We start from the raw sequence: 13547 nt of genomic DNA, 5'->3' as shown, positions 1-13547 counted from the left end.
AGTTTAAAAGATGCCTCGCAGCCTGAAGAAGGGCCCGTTCGTCGACGACCACCTCATCAAGAAGGTGGAAGTCCAGAACGAGAAGAATTCCAAGAACGTCATCAAGACCTGGTCGCGTCGCTCGACGATCATCCCCGACATGCTCGGGCACACGATCGCCGTGCACGACGGACGCAAGCACGTCCCGGTGTTCATCACCGAGGCCATGGTCGGTCACAAGCTCGGCGAGTTCGCTCTGACCCGTACGTTCAAGGGTCACGAGAAGGACGACCGCAAGAGCCGTCGTCGCTAGTCAGTCCACGGATCAGAAAGGGGTTACAGCGATGCCAGTCAAGAGCGATGTTCCGGCGCTTCCAGGCGCTCGGGCAGTTGCGCGCCACGTGCGCCTCTCGCCGACCAAGGCGCGCCGTGTGATCAACCTCGTCCGCGGTCTGCCCGCGAAGGAGGCTCTCACGGTCCTGCAGTTCGCGCCGCAGGCTGCGAGTGAGCAGGTCTACAAGGTGCTCGCCAGCGCGATTGCGAACGCCGAGAACAACGAGCGGCTCGACCCGGACGCGCTCCTGGTCGCCCAGGCGTTCGTTGACGAAGGTCCCACGCTGAAGCGGTTCCGGCCGCGGGCGCAGGGCCGGGCGTACCGGATCCGCAAGCGCACCTGCCACATCACCATCGCGGTGGAGGCCGTCCAGGTCGCCACGCCGGCTCGCAAGGCCGCCGCGAAGAAGGCCGCGCCGGCCAAGACGGCGGCTCCCGCCGCCGAGGCCACGCCGGTCGAGTCCCAGAGCACGGAAGGTGCCGAGTAATGGGTCAGAAAGTTCACCCCACCGGATTCCGGCTCGGCATCTCCACCGACTGGAAGAGCCGCTGGTTCGCTGACAAGCTCTACAAGGACTACGTCGGCGAGGATGTCAAAATCCGCCGCATGATGTCCAAGGGTCTTGAGCGCGCCGGCATCTCCAAGGTGGACATCGAGCGCACCCGGGACCGGGTCCGCGTCGACATCCACACCGCCCGGCCGGGCATCGTCATCGGTCGTAAGGGCGCGGAGGCCGACCGCATCCGCGGCGAGCTCGAGAAGCTCACCGGCAAGCAGGTCCAGCTCAACATCCTCGAGGTGAAGAGCCCGGAGTCGGACGCACAGCTCGTCGCGCAGGGCGTCGCCGAGCAGCTGTCCAGCCGGGTCAGCTTCCGCCGGGCGATGCGCAAGGCCATGCAGTCCGCGATGAAGAACCCGGCCTGCAAGGGCATCCGGGTTCAGGTCTCCGGCCGCCTCGGTGGCGCGGAGATGAGCCGCACGGAGTTCTACCGTGAGGGTCGCGTTCCGCTGCACACCCTGCGCGCCGACATCGACTACGGCTTCTTCGAGGCCCGTACCACGTTCGGTCGCATCGGCGTGAAGGTCTGGATCTTCAAGGGCGACGCCGTACCGGGTCGCGAGGTTGCCCCCGAGGCGCCCGCGCGTCCCCGCCGTGACCGCGGTGACCGTCCCGAGCGTCCCCGTCGTGGTCGTTCCGGTTCGTCCGGCACCACCGCGGGTGGCACCGAGGCCGGCCGCGCCGCACAGGCTCAGGCCGCCGCGGCGACCACCGAGCCGAACGAGACCGCTGCAGCTCCGGCCGCGGCGGAAACGCAGCAGGAGGGCTGACATATGCTGATGCCGCGTAAGCCCCCGAAGGGCTTCCGGAAGCCGCACCACCCGGACCGCCACGGCGCGTCCAAGGGCGGCAACCGCGTGGTCTTCGGTGAATTCGGTATCCAGGCCCTCGAGCCTGCGTACGTGACCAACCGCCAGATCGAGTCGGCCCGTATCGCCATGACGCGTCACATCAAGCGTGGCGGTAAGGTCTGGATCTCGATCTTCCCGGACCAGGCGCTGACCAAGAAGCCTGCCGAAACCCGCATGGGTTCCGGTAAGGGTTCACCGGAGTGGTGGGTGGCGAACGTCAAGCCGGGACGCATTCTCTTCGAGATGTCGTTCCCGAACGAGACGATCGCGCGCGAGGCGATGCGCCGCGCGATCCACAAGCTCCCGATGAAGTGCCGCATCGTGACACGCGAAGTGGGTGAAAGCTGATGGCAGCGGGCGTGAAGCCGGCCGAGCTGCGCGAACTCTCCGAAGAGGAGCTTGTTTCGCGGCTGCGGGAGGCGAAGGCGGAGCTGTTCAATCTTCGCGTACAGGGTGCGACGGGTCAGCTCGACAATCACCGTCGGCTCCAGGTTGTCCGCAAGGACATCGCGAAGATCTATACGATCATGCGTGAGCGTGAGCTGGGGCTCTCAGCCGCGCCGAGTGAGGTGACAGCATGAGTGAGAACACAGCTGCTGCACCGCGGACCCAGCGCAAGACGCGTGAGGGCCTCGTGGTCAGCGACAAGATGGACAAGACCATCGTTGTCGAGGTCGAGGACCGTGTTAAGCACGCCCTCTACGGCAAGGTCATCCGTCGTACGCGCAAGCTCAAGGTGCACGACGAGCAGAACGCGTGCGGCACCGGCGACCGGGTTCTGCTGATGGAGACCCGTCCGCTGTCAGCCACCAAGCGGTGGCGTGTCGTGGAGATCCTCGAAAAGGCCAAGTGAGTCCGGTGGGCCGGCGCGAGCCGGCCCACCCGACCATCGTTCCGCCAAGCTTCGGCAAGCACTTTCCCGGAGAACTGGCAGACATAGGAGACAGACGTGATCCAGCAGGAGTCGCGACTGCGTGTCGCCGACAACACGGGTGCGAGGGAAATCCTCTGCATCCGCGTACTGGGCGGCTCCGGTCGCCGTTACGCGGGCATCGGCGACGTCATCGTGGCCACGGTCAAGGACGCCATTCCGGGTGCGGGTGTCAAGAAGGGTGAAGTCGTCAAGGCTGTCATCGTTCGCACCGCCAAGGAACGGCGCCGTCCCGACGGCTCGTACATCCGCTTCGACGAGAACGCCGCCGTCATCATCAAGGACGGCGGGGACCCCCGCGGTACGCGCATCTTCGGCCCGGTCGGCCGCGAGCTGCGCGACAAGCGGTTCATGAAGATCATCAGCCTGGCGCCGGAGGTGCTCTGACCGTGAAGATCAAGAAGGGCGACACGGTCGTCGTCATCGCCGGTAAGGACAAGGGCGCGAAGGGTAAGGTCATCGCGGCCTTCCCCCGTCGCGACAAGGTCCTTGTCGAGGGCGTCAACCGCATCAAGAAGCACGAGCGTATCCAGACGTCGCAGCGTGGTTCGAAGACCGGCGGCATCGTCACGCAGGAAGCCGCGATCCACATCTCGAATGTGCAGATCGTGGACTCCGAGGGCAAGCCGACCCGGGTCGGCTACCGCATCGACGACAGCGGCCAGAAGGTCCGGATCGCGCGTACGACCGGTAAGGACCTGTGATGACTGCCGCTACCGAGACGAAGACCCTGCCCCGGCTGAAGCAGAAGTACCGCAGTGAGGTCATCTCTGCGCTTCAGGAGCAGTACAAGTACGGCAACCCCATGCAGATTCCCGGCCTGGTCAAGGTCGTCGTGAACATGGGTGTGGGCGAGGCTGCCCGCGACGCCAAGCTGATCGACGGCGCCGTGAAAGACCTCACCACGATCACCGGCCAGAAGCCGCTGGTCCGTCGTGCGACCAAGTCGATCGCGCAGTTCAAGCTGCGCGAGGGCATGCCGATCGGCGCGAAGGTCACCCTTCGCAACGACCGCATGTGGGAGTTCATGGACCGGCTGCTGTCGATCGCGCTGCCGCGTATCCGTGACTTCCGCGGCCTGGACGGGCGCAAGCTCGACGGGCACGGCAACTACACGTTCGGTCTGACCGAGCAGTCGGTGTTCCACGAGATCGACCAGGACCGGATCGATCGGACCCGGGGCATGGACATCACTGTGGTGACCACCGCCAAGACCGACGAGGAGGGCCGGCAGCTGCTCAAGCTCCTGGGCTTCCCGTTCAAGGAGAACTGAGCATGGCTAAGAAGGCCCTGATCATCAAGGCGGCCGCGAAGCCGAAGTTCGCTGTGCGGGCCTACACCCGGTGCCAGAAGTGCGGTCGCCCGCACTCGGTCTACCGCAAATTCGGCCTCTGCCGGGTCTGCCTCCGGGACATGGCCCACCGCGGCGAGCTCCCGGGCGTATCCAAGGCTTCTTGGTAACCCCCCTTCCAACCGCCCCGCCACCGCCCTTGGGCGGACTGAAGGCTGGATCTTAAGAAATACCGCTTCGCCGTAGGCCCGGGCGCAAGCCTGGGAACCCCGGCGAGAAAGGTTGACGAATACCCATGACGATGACGGACCCGATCGCAGACATGCTCACGCGTCTGCGAAACGCCAACCAGGCGTATCACGACAAGGTGACGATGCCCTTCTCGAAGATCAAGGCGAACATCGCCGAGGTCCTCAAGGCAGAGGGATACATCGCGTCCTGGACGGCCGAGGAGCCTGAGGAAGGCGAAGTCGGCAAGCGCCTGGTCGTTGAACTCAAGTACGGCCAGAGCCGCGAGCGCAGCCTCGCCGGGATCAAGCGCGTGTCCAAGCCCGGTCTCCGGGTGTACGCCAAGTCCGACGAGCTCCCCCGGGTGCTCGGCGGCCTGGGCGTCGCGATCATCTCGACGTCCCAGGGCCTCCTGACCGACCGGCAGGCCCGCAAGCGGAGCGTTGGCGGGGAAGTCCTCGCCTTCGTCTGGTAACGGAGACTTAGACATGTCGCGAATTGGACGTAAGTCGATCCCGGTCCCGACCGGCGTCGATGTCACGATTTCGGGCCAGACCGTCAAGGTCAAGGGCCCCAAGGGCGAGCTCTCGCACGTCGTAGCCGAACCGATCACGGTCGAGAAGGCAGACAACGGCGAGCTGCACGTCAACCGCCCCAACGATGAGCGCAAGGCCAAGGAGCTGCACGGCCTGTCGCGTACCCTCGTGGCGAACATGATCGTCGGAGTGACCGAGGGCTACAAGAAGACCCTCGAGATCAACGGCACCGGTTACCGCGTGACCGCCAAGGGCAAGGACCTCGAGTTCGCCCTGGGCTTCTCGCACCCGGTCAACGTGGTCGCGCCGGCCGGCATCAGCTTCTCGGTCGAGCGGCCGACGCAGTTCACGGTCACCGGTATCGACAAGCAGCTCGTCGGCGAGGTCGCCGCGAACATCCGGAAGATCCGCCCGCCGGAGCCCTACAAGGGCAAGGGCGTCAAGTACCAGGGCGAGGTCATCCGCCGCAAGGCTGGAAAGGCAGGTAAGAAGTGACCGCCACGCTGCTCAAGCGCCGCAATGGCGGCGGTGTCGCCTCCAAGCGCGCCGTCGGCAAGGCGCGTCGGCACTTCCGGGTTCGGAAGAACGTCCGCGGCACTGCCGAGCGTCCGCGCCTGGTCGTCACCCGGTCCTCGCGGAACATCACCGCGCAGATCGTCGACGACCTCAAGGGCCACACGCTGGCCTCTGCCTCCACGCTCGACGCCTCCCTGCGGGGCACCGAGGGTGACAAGAGCGCGCTGTCCGGCAAGGTCGGCGCTCTGCTCGCCGAGCGGGCCAAGGCTGCGGGCGTGTCCAAGGTCGTCTTCGACCGTGGCGGCAACAAGTACGCGGGCCGCATCGCCGCACTTGCGGACGCTGCTCGCGAAGCCGGACTCGAGTTCTAGGAGGGAATGACCAATGCCTGGTCAGCAGCGCCGAGGCGGCGGGTCCGGCGGTAACAACGAAGGTGGCCGCCGCGACAACCGCCGTGAGGGCGGTCGCGGTAACGCGCCCGTCGAGAAGACCCCGCATCTCGAGCGGGTCGTCGCGATCAACCGTGTCGCGAAGGTCGTCAAGGGTGGTCGTCGCTTCAGCTTCACCGCCCTCGTGATCGTCGGCGATGGCGACGGCACCGTCGGCATCGGCTACGGAAAGGCCAAGGAGGTGCCCGCGGCTATCGCCAAGGGCGTCGAGGAGGCCAAGAAGCACTTCTTCAAGGTGCCGCGGATCGGTGCGACCATTCCGCACCCGATCACGGGCGAGGCCGCCGCGGGCGTCGTGCTCCTCAAGCCGGCGTCGGCTGGTACCGGTGTTATCGCCGGTGGCCCCGTGCGCGCCGTGCTGGAGTGTGCCGGTATCCACGACATCCTCTCGAAGAGCCTCGGCTCCTCGAACCCGATCAACATCGTGCACGCGACCGTCGCGGCCCTCAAGGGTCTCGAGTCGCCGGAGCAGGTCGCGGCTCGCCGTGGTCTCCCCGTCGAGGACGTCGCGCCCGCTGCCATGCTGGCGGCGCGTGCGGAAGCGGCGGTGCACTGATGGCACGCTTGAAGGTCACCCAGCTCAGGTCCGGCATCGGCCGTAAGCAGAACCAGCGGGACTCCCTGCGGTCGCTCGGGCTGAAGCGGATCAACGATGTGGTGGTCAAGGAGGACCGCCCCGAGATTCGGGGCATGATCTTCGCCGTGAGCCACCTCGTCAGTGTCGAGGAGGTCGAATAATGGCGATCAAGGTTCACCACCTTCGCCCGGCGCCCGGTGCCAAGACCGCGAAGACCCGTGTGGGTCGCGGTGAAGGCTCCAAGGGAAAGACCGCTGGTCGAGGCACCAAGGGCACCAAGGCGCGTTACCAGGTTCCGGCCCGGTTCGAGGGTGGGCAGATGCCTATCCACATGCGCCTGCCGAAGCTCAAGGGCTTCAAGAACAAGAACAAGGTCGTCTTCCAGGTCGTCAACCTGGACCGGCTTGCCGAGCTGTTCCCGAACGGCGGCGAGGTCGGTCCGCTCGAGCTCGCCGACGCCGGCGCGGTCCGTCGTGGCCAGCTGGTGAAGGTTCTGGGCTCGGGCGAGCTGGGTGGCGTAGCGCTGCAGATCTCTGCGCACGCGTTCAGCGAGTCGGCCAAGGAGAAGATCGCCGCAGCCGGTGGTTCCGCCACCGAACTGTGATTTCTGCCGGGGGTGCTGGCCCGGGTATCCAAGCGCGATACCCGGCCGGCATCCCCGTTGTGGCGTTTGACCTGCTATTTCACTCCGGCGGGCGGCAAAGTTCCAGCAATTGCGGCATAGCTCTTCGTCCCCGGGTGTTGCACAAGCGGCGACCGTGCCTAACGACAGGCACGTCAGGCTGTTAAAGTCCGTTCCCAGCTAGGGATATCGGTCGTCCGGACCGATGCCTACCCCCATCCGCCGGTTTCAGGCGGCCACCTCGCGCAGGAGGAAGAAGTTGCTCTCCGCCTTTTCCAGTGCGTTCCGGACGCCTGACCTGCGCAAGAAACTGCTGTTCACAGTAGCGATCATCGCGGTCTACCGGCTCGGCGCCACTTTGCCCAGCCCAGGCGTGTCCTACACCAACGTCCAGAACTGTCTGGAAGCAGTGAACAGCTCGAACGCCGGCGGCGGGGTCCTGAACCTGCTGAACCTCTTCTCCGGCGGCGCGCTCCTTCAACTCTCGGTCTTCGCGCTGGGCATCATGCCGTACATCACGGCGTCGATCATCCTGCAGCTGCTGACCGTCGTCATCCCCCGGCTGGAGCAGCTCCGCAAGGAGGGCCAGTCCGGCCAGGCGAAGATCACCCAGTACACCCGGTACCTGACCCTGGGTCTCGCGATCCTGCAGTCCTCAGCGTTCGTCGCGCTGGCCCGCTCCGGTCAGCTCTTCGCCAACGCGTGCCCGCAGGACCAGGCCAACCTCCAGATCGTCCCGGAGAACACCGGGCTGCCGCTCTGGCTCACGCTGCTCATGCTGGTCATCACGATGACCGCCGGCACGGGTGTGGTCATGTGGCTCGGTGAGCTCATCACCGACCGCGGTGTCGGCAACGGCATGTCCGTCCTGATCTTCACCTCGATCGCCGCCCGCCTCCCCGGCGAGGGTTGGACGATCAAGGAGAGCAGCGGGTGGGGCAAGTTCTGGCTCGTCATCGTCCTGGTGCTGCTGGTCATCTCCGCGGTCGTCTTCATCGAGCAGGCCCAGCGCCGGATCCCGGTGCAGTACGCGAAGCGCATGATCGGCCGGCGCATGTACGGCGGAACCTCGACGTACATCCCGCTCAAGGTCAACCAGGCCGGTGTCGTCCCGGTGATCTTCGCGTCCTCGCTGCTCTACCTGCCGCAGCTGTACCTGCAGTTCTTCGACCAGAACAACCTCAAGGGCTACCAGCAGTGGATCCAGAACAACCTGGCCAACCCCAGCCACTGGATCTACATCACCACGTACTTCTTGATGATCATCTTCTTCACGTACTTCTACGTGTCGATCACGTTCAACCCGACCGAGGTCGCGGAGAACATGAAGAAGTACGGTGGATTCGTGCCGGGCATCCGGCCGGGCAAGCCCACTGCTGACTACCTGGACTTCATCCTCAGCCGGATCACGCTGCCGGGTGCGCTTTATCTGGGTCTGATCTCGGTTCTGCCTAACTTCTTCTTCATCTGGCTGAACAGTAAGCAGTACCAGAACTTCCCGTTCGGCGGTACGGCGGTGCTGATCATGGTTGGTGTGGGTCTCGAGACGGTCAAGCAGATCGAGAGCCAGTTGATGCAGCGCAACTACGAAGGGTTCCTCCGGTAGTGGGGGCGCGGAGCCGGGGGGCTCTCGCGTCCGTGGTTTGCGAGGCTCGTTCTCACCGAAGCGAGGCGATGTAGGTGCGGCTGGTACTGGTGGGCCCTCCGGGGGCCGGCAAGGGGACCCAGGCTGAGTTCATCGCTGCCCATCTCGCCGTACCGAAGATCTCGACCGGTGACATCTTCCGGGCGAACGTGTCGCAGGGCACGCCGCTCGGGCTGGAAGCGAAGCGGTACATGGACGCGGGCAACCTCGTCCCGGACGAGGTGACCATCAACATGGTTCGCGACCGGCTCGCCGAGCCGGACGCGACGGACGGCTTCCTGCTGGACGGTTTCCCGAGAACCGTCCCGCAGGCGTCGGCACTGGACAAGCTGCTGGCCGACCTCGGCACGGCGCTCGACCTCGTGATGGAACTCGTGGTCGACGACGACGAGGTCATCCGGCGGCTGTCCGGCCGGCGTACCTGCCGGGGTTGCGGCAAGATCTGGCACGTCGAGTTCGACCCGACGAGCAAGGAGAACATCTGTGACAGGTGTGGCTCCGAGCTCTTCCAGCGTGACGACGACCGGGCGGAGACGATCGCCAACCGCCTGGTCGAATATGCGGACAAGACAGCGCCCCTGGTCGACTTCTACGGCGCCCAGGGCAAGCTGGTGGGAATAGACGCGACCGGCCCGGTCGAGGACGTCACGGTGCGAGCGATCGACGCGCTGCGGTCGTACGGAGGCTAGAGATGCGTCGCCAGCAGCTGGACATCCAGCTGAAATCCCCCGAACAGATCGAGCTCATGCGCGGTGCCGGCCTCGTCGTCGCCGCCGCGCTGGACGCGATGCGCGAGGCCGTGGCCCCGGGCGTCTCGACCGGTGATCTCGACGCGATCGCGGAGAAGGTGATCCGTGACGCGGGGGCGACCCCGTCGTTCAAGGGTTACCACGGTTTTCCCGCCTCGATCTGCGCCTCGGTCAACGAGCAGGTCGTGCACGGCATCCCGTCAACCGGGCAGGTGCTGCGGGAGGGCGACCTGCTGTCGCTCGACTGCGGCGCCATCCTGAACGGCTGGCACGGCGACTCGGCCATCACCGTCGGGGTCGGCGAGACCGACCCCGAGCTGCTCCTGATGGCCGAGATCGCCGAGGACTCCATGTGGGCCGGCATCGCCGCCGCGGCGCGCGGTGCCGCCAACGGCCGAGGCCGTCTCACCGACATCTCCTTCAATGTCGAGAAGGTCGTCCGCAAGGCCGGCCGTTACGGCATCGTCGACGGGTACGGCGGCCACGGCATCGGCACGGAGATGCACCAGGACCCCCACGTGCTCAACCACGGCAAGCCCGGCAAGGGCCCGCGCCTCGTGCCCGGTCTCTGCCTGGCCATCGAGCCGATGATCACCATGGGCTCCCCGCGCACGGTGGAGCTCGACGACGGCTGGACGGTCATCACCCGCGACCGTTCGATGGCGGCGCACGTGGAGCACACGATGGCGATCCTCGAAGACGGCGTCTGGGTGACCACGGCCCCGGACGGCGGCCGCGCCCGGCTGGGCGATCTTGTCACCGCCCGCCAGCCCGCTGCCGACTCCCTCGCGGAATAGCCGGTCCTGACACCGCCCAGCGGCCCTCAGGCGGCCGCGGCGGCGCGATCCTGCCCAAGGCCCGGTCGCAGTGCCCGATTGAAGAAGCCGGCCCGTGCGGAGTAGCTGGGGCTGGCGATCCACGTCGAGGCTGTCATGCTTGGGGGATGGGGCGTGAAGACATGCGAGCCGGGGATGCCGATCGTGAGGCTGTCGCCGAGACCTTGAAGGCGGCGCTCAACGAGGGCCGGCTCGATCTGCACGAGTACGACGAGCGGCTGCAGCAGACGTACGCTGCGAAAACTTTCCGTGATCTCGAGGGTCTGACCACCGACCTGCCGGGCACGGTTCCGGTGCAGCGGGCTCAGGTCGCGCCGCAGCAACCCAAGGCGCCGGCATCCGGGCCCACCCCGGGTTCCGAGGTGGGGGAGATGCGCAAGCCCTCGGGACCGCCCTGGGTGGCCTCCTACGGCGGCGTGATCCTCGTCTGCGTCGTCATCTGGGGCGTGACCTCACTCGCGTCGGGGGAGCTCAATTACTTCTGGCCGGCCTGGATGCTCATTCCGCTCATCTTCGGGGTTGTCGGCAGGTTCGGTAACCGCGGCCGATAGCCGGATGCCGGACGAGCGTCGCGCTGTCATGCTGGAACGCATGGGCCGGGACGAGATGAGGGCCGGGGACGCCGATCGGCAGGTCGTCGCCGATCAGCTCCGGGTTGCGCTGGATGAGGGCCGGCTCGATCTGCACGAGTACGACGACCGCCTGCAGCAGGCTTACGCCGCGAAGACCTATGGCGAGCTGAGTCCGTTGTTGCACGATCTGCCTGCCACCGGGCCTGTCGCGAAGGTCGCGCCGACAGCACCGACTGCGCGGGCCGCTCAGGGTGTCAGTGACCGCGACGCGACCGTGCGCTGGCTCACCGAGGTCTGGACCAGCTGGGTCGCCGTGGTGGGGATCACTACGGTCATCTGGCTCTTCAGCTGTGTCGCGAGCGGGCAGCTCACCTACTTCTGGCCGGTCTGGGTCGGGGGGCCCTGGGGTGTCGTGCTGGTCTGGGTCTCGGCGATGGGCCTCGTCACGGGGACGCCACGCAAGGAAGAGCGCAAACGGGCCCGCAAGGCGGAGCAGAAGCAGCTCAAGCGCGAGCGGAAAGCGCTCCAACATGAGAATAAGATGCCCTGAAGTCCGATTTTGAGCACCGTCGACACACCCGACCCCGGGTTACGGGGGCCTCGGTTTGGTGTCGATGCTGGGGCGCGCGTACACTGGCTAGCTGGCGCACAGCGTCCACTCCGGCCTGTCCATCAAGCGCTTCTGATGGGTGCCGGAGCCGCGGCTGGTCCGTCCCCGGAAACGGGGTCGTGATGAACGTTGTGAGCTTGCCCCAGAACCCGATGTACAGGTAGCGGAGGACATGCCCAAAAAAGACGGAGCCATCGAGATCGAAGGCCGAGTGATCGAGCCGTTGCCGAACGCTATGTTCCGCGTCGAGCTCGCCAATGGTCACAAGGTGCTGGCTCACATCTCCGGCAAGATGCGGCAGCACTACATCCGCATCCTTCCCGAGGATCGGGTCGTCGTAGAACTTTCGCCGTACGACCTGACCCGTGGGCGCATCGTCTACCGCTACAAGTAGCAGGGTCGCGGGGATCGTTCCCGTCCGACTGAGAGTTAAGGCAAACCGTGAAGGTCAAGCCGAGCGTCAAGCGGATCTGCAACAACTGCCGGGTCATCCGGCGGCACGGCCGCGTCATGGTCATCTGCAAGACCGACGCGCGCCACAAGCAGCGTCAGGGCTGATTTCAGCCTCTCGCTGCCAGATCCGCACCACAGCACAAGCGCGTTCCCGTCGTAGTTCATCGCCCTGGCGATGACATGCGGCGTCACCCCCGGTCGGAGGCCGGGGCCCACCCGGGCAGGTGGGAGCGGAACGGGCACAGACCTCCGTGAGAGACCTGAGGAGTACGCCCACTTATGGCAAGACTCGTCGGCGTCGATCTTCCCCGTGACAAGCGGATGGAGATCGCGCTCACTTACATTTACGGGATCGGTCGGACCCGTTCGATCGAGGCGCTGACCTCGACCGAGATTGACCTGAACAAGCGCGCCAAGGACCTCACGGACGAGGAGCTGGTTCAGCTCCGCGACTACATCGAGGGCCATTTCAAGGTTGAGGGCGACCTGCGCCGCGAGGTCGCCGCCGACATCCGCCGCAAGGTTGAGATCGGCTGCTACGCCGGCATCCGCCACCGCCGGGGGCTCCCCGTCCACGGACAGCGGACGCGGACCAACGCTCGTACCCGTAAGGGTCCGAAGCGCACGGTCGCTGGCAAGAAGAAGCCCGGTCGGAAGTAATAGGAGCGCAGAAGACTTATGCCACCGAAGGCACGCGCTGGGGCCCCTGTCAAAAAGGTCCGGCGCAAGGAACGCAAGAACGTCGCCCACGGGCAGGCGCACATCAAGAGCACCTTCAACAACACCATCGTGTCGATCACCGACCCGACCGGTGCTGTCATCTCCTGGGCCTCGTCCGGCCAGGTGGGCTTCAAGGGCTCCCGCAAGTCGACCCCGTTCGCCGCGCAGCTGGCCGCCGAGGCCGCCGCTCGCCGGGCGATGGAGCACGGCATGCGCAAGGTCGACGTGTTCGTCAAGGGCCCCGGCTCCGGCCGGGAGACCGCGATCCGTTCGCTGCAGGCCGCCGGCCTCGAGGTCGGGCAGATCTCCGACGTCACGCCGCAGCCGCACAACGGATGCCGTCCGCCGAAGCGTCGCCGGGTCTAAGGGAGAGTTAGAAGCAATGGCTCGTTACACAGGGGCGGACTGCAAGCGCTGCCGCCGCGAGAAGATGAAGCTGTTCCTCAAGGGCAGCAAGTGCGATGGTCCGAAGTGCCCGTTCGAGTCCCGGCCGTTCCCGCCCGGGCAGCACGGCCGCGGCCGGACCAAGGAGACCGAGTACCTTCTCCAGCACCGCGAGAAGCAAAAGGCTCGTCGTACGTACGGCGTCCTCGAGAAGCAGTTCCACGGTTACTACGAGGAAGCTGTCACCAAGCCGGGCAAGACCGGTGAGGTGCTGCTGCAGATCCTCGAGTCCCGTCTCGACAACGTCGTCTACCGGGCCGGCTACGCCGCGTCCCGCGACATGGCCCGCCAGCTGGTGAAGCACGGTCACCTGCTGGTCAACGGCCAGAAGGTCGACATCCCGTCGTACCGGGTCAAGGAGCACGACATCGTCCAGGTCCGCGAGAAGTCGAAGGAAATGACTCCCTTCGTCGTCGCGCAGGCCCAGGCCGGTTCGCGCCCCACCCCGGCGTGGCTGGAGCCGATCCCCAGCGAGATGAAGATCCTGATCCACACGCTCCCGGCGCGCGCTGTCATCGACACGCAGGTCCAGGAGCAGTTGATCGTCGAGCTCTACTCCAAGTAGCGCTCTCCCGGGTCGCCGGCCTCACGGCCGGCGGCCCGGTAACACCGACGGGCAGCAAATAGCGGCTTCCCTGACAGAAA

The 13547-nt window shown here is 66.1% G+C and carries 26 protein-coding genes; all 26 read left to right on the top strand.

What is annotated here, in order from left to right; genetic code table 11:
- The first annotated feature begins 10 nt into the window (after positions 1-10).
- The 26 genes from rpsS to rpsD all read left to right on the top strand — a co-directional run bounded on the left by rpsS (position 11) and on the right by rpsD (position 13467).
- Entirely contained in the window at positions 11-292 is a 282-nt protein-coding gene (gene rpsS, locus Ahu01nite_RS11215; RefSeq protein ID WP_014440726.1) for a 30S ribosomal protein S19, read from the top strand.
- Positions 293-323: 31 nt separating this feature from the next.
- A complete protein-coding gene (gene rplV / locus Ahu01nite_RS11210; RefSeq protein ID WP_203836404.1) occupies positions 324-800 on the top strand; it encodes a 50S ribosomal protein L22 in 477 nt (158 codons plus the stop codon).
- Positions 800-1642: a 30S ribosomal protein S3 gene (gene rpsC / locus Ahu01nite_RS11205; protein ID WP_203836403.1), complete on the top strand. Its 843-nt coding sequence runs from the start codon at positions 800-802 to the stop codon at positions 1640-1642. The genes rplV and rpsC overlap by 1 nt, the downstream gene beginning before the upstream one ends.
- A 3-nt stretch (positions 1643-1645) precedes the next feature.
- Positions 1646-2071: a 50S ribosomal protein L16 gene (rplP, locus tag Ahu01nite_RS11200; protein ID WP_015618999.1), complete on the top strand. Its 426-nt coding sequence runs from the start codon at positions 1646-1648 to the stop codon at positions 2069-2071.
- Positions 2071-2304 carry a 50S ribosomal protein L29 gene (rpmC, locus tag Ahu01nite_RS11195; protein ID WP_203836402.1) on the top strand — a complete coding sequence of 78 codons (234 nt, stop codon included), beginning with the start codon at positions 2071-2073 and terminating at the stop codon, positions 2302-2304. Before rplP ends, rpmC begins: the two co-directional genes overlap by 1 nt.
- Positions 2301-2576, top strand: coding sequence for a 30S ribosomal protein S17 (rpsQ, locus tag Ahu01nite_RS11190; protein WP_203836401.1), 276 nt, complete (start codon positions 2301-2303; stop codon positions 2574-2576). Before rpmC ends, rpsQ begins: the two co-directional genes overlap by 4 nt.
- Before the next feature lie 96 nt (positions 2577-2672).
- The gene (gene rplN, locus Ahu01nite_RS11185) at positions 2673-3041 is read left to right on the top strand and encodes a 50S ribosomal protein L14 (protein WP_203836400.1); all 369 of its coding nucleotides are present in this window, start codon (positions 2673-2675) and stop codon (positions 3039-3041) included.
- Complete coding sequence (gene rplX / locus Ahu01nite_RS11180; protein WP_203836497.1) at positions 3038-3358, top strand: 50S ribosomal protein L24; 321 nt, start codon at positions 3038-3040, stop codon at positions 3356-3358. Before rplN ends, rplX begins: the two co-directional genes overlap by 4 nt.
- Positions 3358-3927 carry a 50S ribosomal protein L5 gene (rplE, locus tag Ahu01nite_RS11175; RefSeq protein WP_203836399.1) on the top strand — a complete coding sequence of 190 codons (570 nt, stop codon included), beginning with the start codon at positions 3358-3360 and terminating at the stop codon, positions 3925-3927. Before rplX ends, rplE begins: the two co-directional genes overlap by 1 nt.
- Before the next feature lie 2 nt (positions 3928-3929).
- Positions 3930-4115 (top strand): type Z 30S ribosomal protein S14, encoded by a 186-nt coding sequence (locus tag Ahu01nite_RS11170; protein WP_023358191.1) that lies wholly within the window; start codon positions 3930-3932, stop codon positions 4113-4115.
- 125 nt (positions 4116-4240) lie between these two features.
- Positions 4241-4648: a 30S ribosomal protein S8 gene (gene rpsH, locus Ahu01nite_RS11165; protein ID WP_203836398.1), complete on the top strand. Its 408-nt coding sequence runs from the start codon at positions 4241-4243 to the stop codon at positions 4646-4648.
- 13 nt (positions 4649-4661) lie between these two features.
- Positions 4662-5204 carry a 50S ribosomal protein L6 gene (gene rplF, locus Ahu01nite_RS11160; RefSeq protein ID WP_203836397.1) on the top strand — a complete coding sequence of 181 codons (543 nt, stop codon included), beginning with the start codon at positions 4662-4664 and terminating at the stop codon, positions 5202-5204.
- The gene (rplR, locus tag Ahu01nite_RS11155) at positions 5201-5596 is read left to right on the top strand and encodes a 50S ribosomal protein L18 (protein WP_438874766.1); all 396 of its coding nucleotides are present in this window, start codon (positions 5201-5203) and stop codon (positions 5594-5596) included. The genes rplF and rplR overlap by 4 nt, the downstream gene beginning before the upstream one ends.
- A 13-nt stretch (positions 5597-5609) precedes the next feature.
- Entirely contained in the window at positions 5610-6230 is a 621-nt protein-coding gene (gene rpsE / locus Ahu01nite_RS11150) for a 30S ribosomal protein S5 (protein ID WP_203836396.1), read from the top strand.
- Positions 6230-6412: a 50S ribosomal protein L30 gene (gene rpmD, locus Ahu01nite_RS11145; RefSeq protein ID WP_203776584.1), complete on the top strand. Its 183-nt coding sequence runs from the start codon at positions 6230-6232 to the stop codon at positions 6410-6412. The genes rpsE and rpmD overlap by 1 nt, the downstream gene beginning before the upstream one ends.
- Positions 6412-6855 (top strand): 50S ribosomal protein L15, encoded by a 444-nt coding sequence (gene rplO, locus Ahu01nite_RS11140; protein WP_203836395.1) that lies wholly within the window; start codon positions 6412-6414, stop codon positions 6853-6855. Before rpmD ends, rplO begins: the two co-directional genes overlap by 1 nt.
- Before the next feature lie 277 nt (positions 6856-7132).
- Positions 7133-8479, top strand: coding sequence for a preprotein translocase subunit SecY (gene secY / locus Ahu01nite_RS11135; protein WP_203836394.1), 1347 nt, complete (start codon positions 7133-7135; stop codon positions 8477-8479).
- 74 nt (positions 8480-8553) lie between these two features.
- The gene (locus Ahu01nite_RS11130; protein ID WP_203836393.1) at positions 8554-9207 is read left to right on the top strand and encodes an adenylate kinase; all 654 of its coding nucleotides are present in this window, start codon (positions 8554-8556) and stop codon (positions 9205-9207) included.
- Positions 9208-9209: 2 nt separating this feature from the next.
- Entirely contained in the window at positions 9210-10064 is an 855-nt protein-coding gene (map, locus tag Ahu01nite_RS11125; RefSeq protein ID WP_203836392.1) for a type I methionyl aminopeptidase, read from the top strand.
- Positions 10065-10210: 146 nt separating this feature from the next.
- The gene (locus tag Ahu01nite_RS11120) at positions 10211-10654 is read left to right on the top strand and encodes a DUF1707 SHOCT-like domain-containing protein (protein ID WP_239158771.1); all 444 of its coding nucleotides are present in this window, start codon (positions 10211-10213) and stop codon (positions 10652-10654) included.
- Between the two features lie 55 nt (positions 10655-10709).
- Positions 10710-11225, top strand: coding sequence for a DUF1707 SHOCT-like domain-containing protein (locus Ahu01nite_RS11115; protein ID WP_203836494.1), 516 nt, complete (start codon positions 10710-10712; stop codon positions 11223-11225).
- Positions 11226-11457: 232 nt separating this feature from the next.
- Positions 11458-11679, top strand: coding sequence for a translation initiation factor IF-1 (gene infA, locus Ahu01nite_RS11110; RefSeq protein ID WP_007073013.1), 222 nt, complete (start codon positions 11458-11460; stop codon positions 11677-11679).
- Between the two features lie 47 nt (positions 11680-11726).
- Positions 11727-11843, top strand: a complete 117-nt coding sequence (gene rpmJ / locus Ahu01nite_RS11105) for a 50S ribosomal protein L36 (protein ID WP_015619018.1) — start codon at positions 11727-11729, stop codon at positions 11841-11843.
- A 174-nt stretch (positions 11844-12017) separates the two neighbouring features.
- Positions 12018-12398: a 30S ribosomal protein S13 gene (gene rpsM / locus Ahu01nite_RS11100; protein ID WP_203836391.1), complete on the top strand. Its 381-nt coding sequence runs from the start codon at positions 12018-12020 to the stop codon at positions 12396-12398.
- 18 nt (positions 12399-12416) lie between these two features.
- Positions 12417-12824 carry a 30S ribosomal protein S11 gene (gene rpsK, locus Ahu01nite_RS11095; protein ID WP_015619020.1) on the top strand — a complete coding sequence of 136 codons (408 nt, stop codon included), beginning with the start codon at positions 12417-12419 and terminating at the stop codon, positions 12822-12824.
- A gap of 16 nt (positions 12825-12840) precedes the next feature.
- A complete protein-coding gene (rpsD, locus tag Ahu01nite_RS11090) occupies positions 12841-13467 on the top strand; it encodes a 30S ribosomal protein S4 (RefSeq protein WP_203836390.1) in 627 nt (208 codons plus the stop codon).
- The last annotated feature ends 80 nt before the right edge of the window (positions 13468-13547 follow it).

Source organism: Winogradskya humida (assembly GCF_016862215.1).
GTDB classification, from domain to species: Bacteria; Actinomycetota; Actinomycetes; order Mycobacteriales; family Micromonosporaceae; genus Actinoplanes; species Actinoplanes humidus.
This window is presented reverse-complemented; position numbering and strand designations above follow the sequence as displayed.

Bases quoted from the DNA above. Each gene is read 5' to 3' on its own strand.
- rpsS (WP_014440726.1), top strand. From the start codon at position 11: ATGCCTCGCAGCCTGAAGAAGGGCCCGTTCGTCGACGACCACCTCATC.
- rpsC (WP_203836403.1), top strand. From the start codon at position 800: ATGGGTCAGAAAGTTCACCCCACCGGATTCCGGCTCGGCATCTCCACC.
- rplP (WP_015618999.1), top strand. From the start codon at position 1,646: ATGCTGATGCCGCGTAAGCCCCCGAAGGGCTTCCGGAAGCCGCACCAC.
- rplV (WP_203836404.1), top strand. From the start codon at position 324: ATGCCAGTCAAGAGCGATGTTCCGGCGCTTCCAGGCGCTCGGGCAGTT.
- rplE (WP_203836399.1), top strand. From the start codon at position 3,358: ATGACTGCCGCTACCGAGACGAAGACCCTGCCCCGGCTGAAGCAGAAG.
- Ahu01nite_RS11170 (WP_023358191.1), top strand. From the start codon at position 3,930: ATGGCTAAGAAGGCCCTGATCATCAAGGCGGCCGCGAAGCCGAAGTTC.
- rpsE (WP_203836396.1), top strand. From the start codon at position 5,610: ATGCCTGGTCAGCAGCGCCGAGGCGGCGGGTCCGGCGGTAACAACGAA.
- rpsM (WP_203836391.1), top strand. From the start codon at position 12,018: ATGGCAAGACTCGTCGGCGTCGATCTTCCCCGTGACAAGCGGATGGAG.
- rpmC (WP_203836402.1), top strand. From the start codon at position 2,071: ATGGCAGCGGGCGTGAAGCCGGCCGAGCTGCGCGAACTCTCCGAAGAG.
- rpsK (WP_015619020.1), top strand. From the start codon at position 12,417: ATGCCACCGAAGGCACGCGCTGGGGCCCCTGTCAAAAAGGTCCGGCGC.
- rpsH (WP_203836398.1), top strand. From the start codon at position 4,241: ATGACGATGACGGACCCGATCGCAGACATGCTCACGCGTCTGCGAAAC.
- rplF (WP_203836397.1), top strand. From the start codon at position 4,662: ATGTCGCGAATTGGACGTAAGTCGATCCCGGTCCCGACCGGCGTCGAT.
- rpsD (WP_203836390.1), top strand. From the start codon at position 12,841: ATGGCTCGTTACACAGGGGCGGACTGCAAGCGCTGCCGCCGCGAGAAG.
- rpsQ (WP_203836401.1), top strand. From the start codon at position 2,301: ATGAGTGAGAACACAGCTGCTGCACCGCGGACCCAGCGCAAGACGCGT.
- Ahu01nite_RS11115 (WP_203836494.1), top strand. From the start codon at position 10,710: ATGAGGGCCGGGGACGCCGATCGGCAGGTCGTCGCCGATCAGCTCCGG.
- infA (WP_007073013.1), top strand. From the start codon at position 11,458: ATGCCCAAAAAAGACGGAGCCATCGAGATCGAAGGCCGAGTGATCGAG.
- rplO (WP_203836395.1), top strand. From the start codon at position 6,412: ATGGCGATCAAGGTTCACCACCTTCGCCCGGCGCCCGGTGCCAAGACC.
- map (WP_203836392.1), top strand. From the start codon at position 9,210: ATGCGTCGCCAGCAGCTGGACATCCAGCTGAAATCCCCCGAACAGATC.
- rpmD (WP_203776584.1), top strand. From the start codon at position 6,230: ATGGCACGCTTGAAGGTCACCCAGCTCAGGTCCGGCATCGGCCGTAAG.
- Ahu01nite_RS11120 (WP_239158771.1), top strand. From the start codon at position 10,211: ATGGGGCGTGAAGACATGCGAGCCGGGGATGCCGATCGTGAGGCTGTC.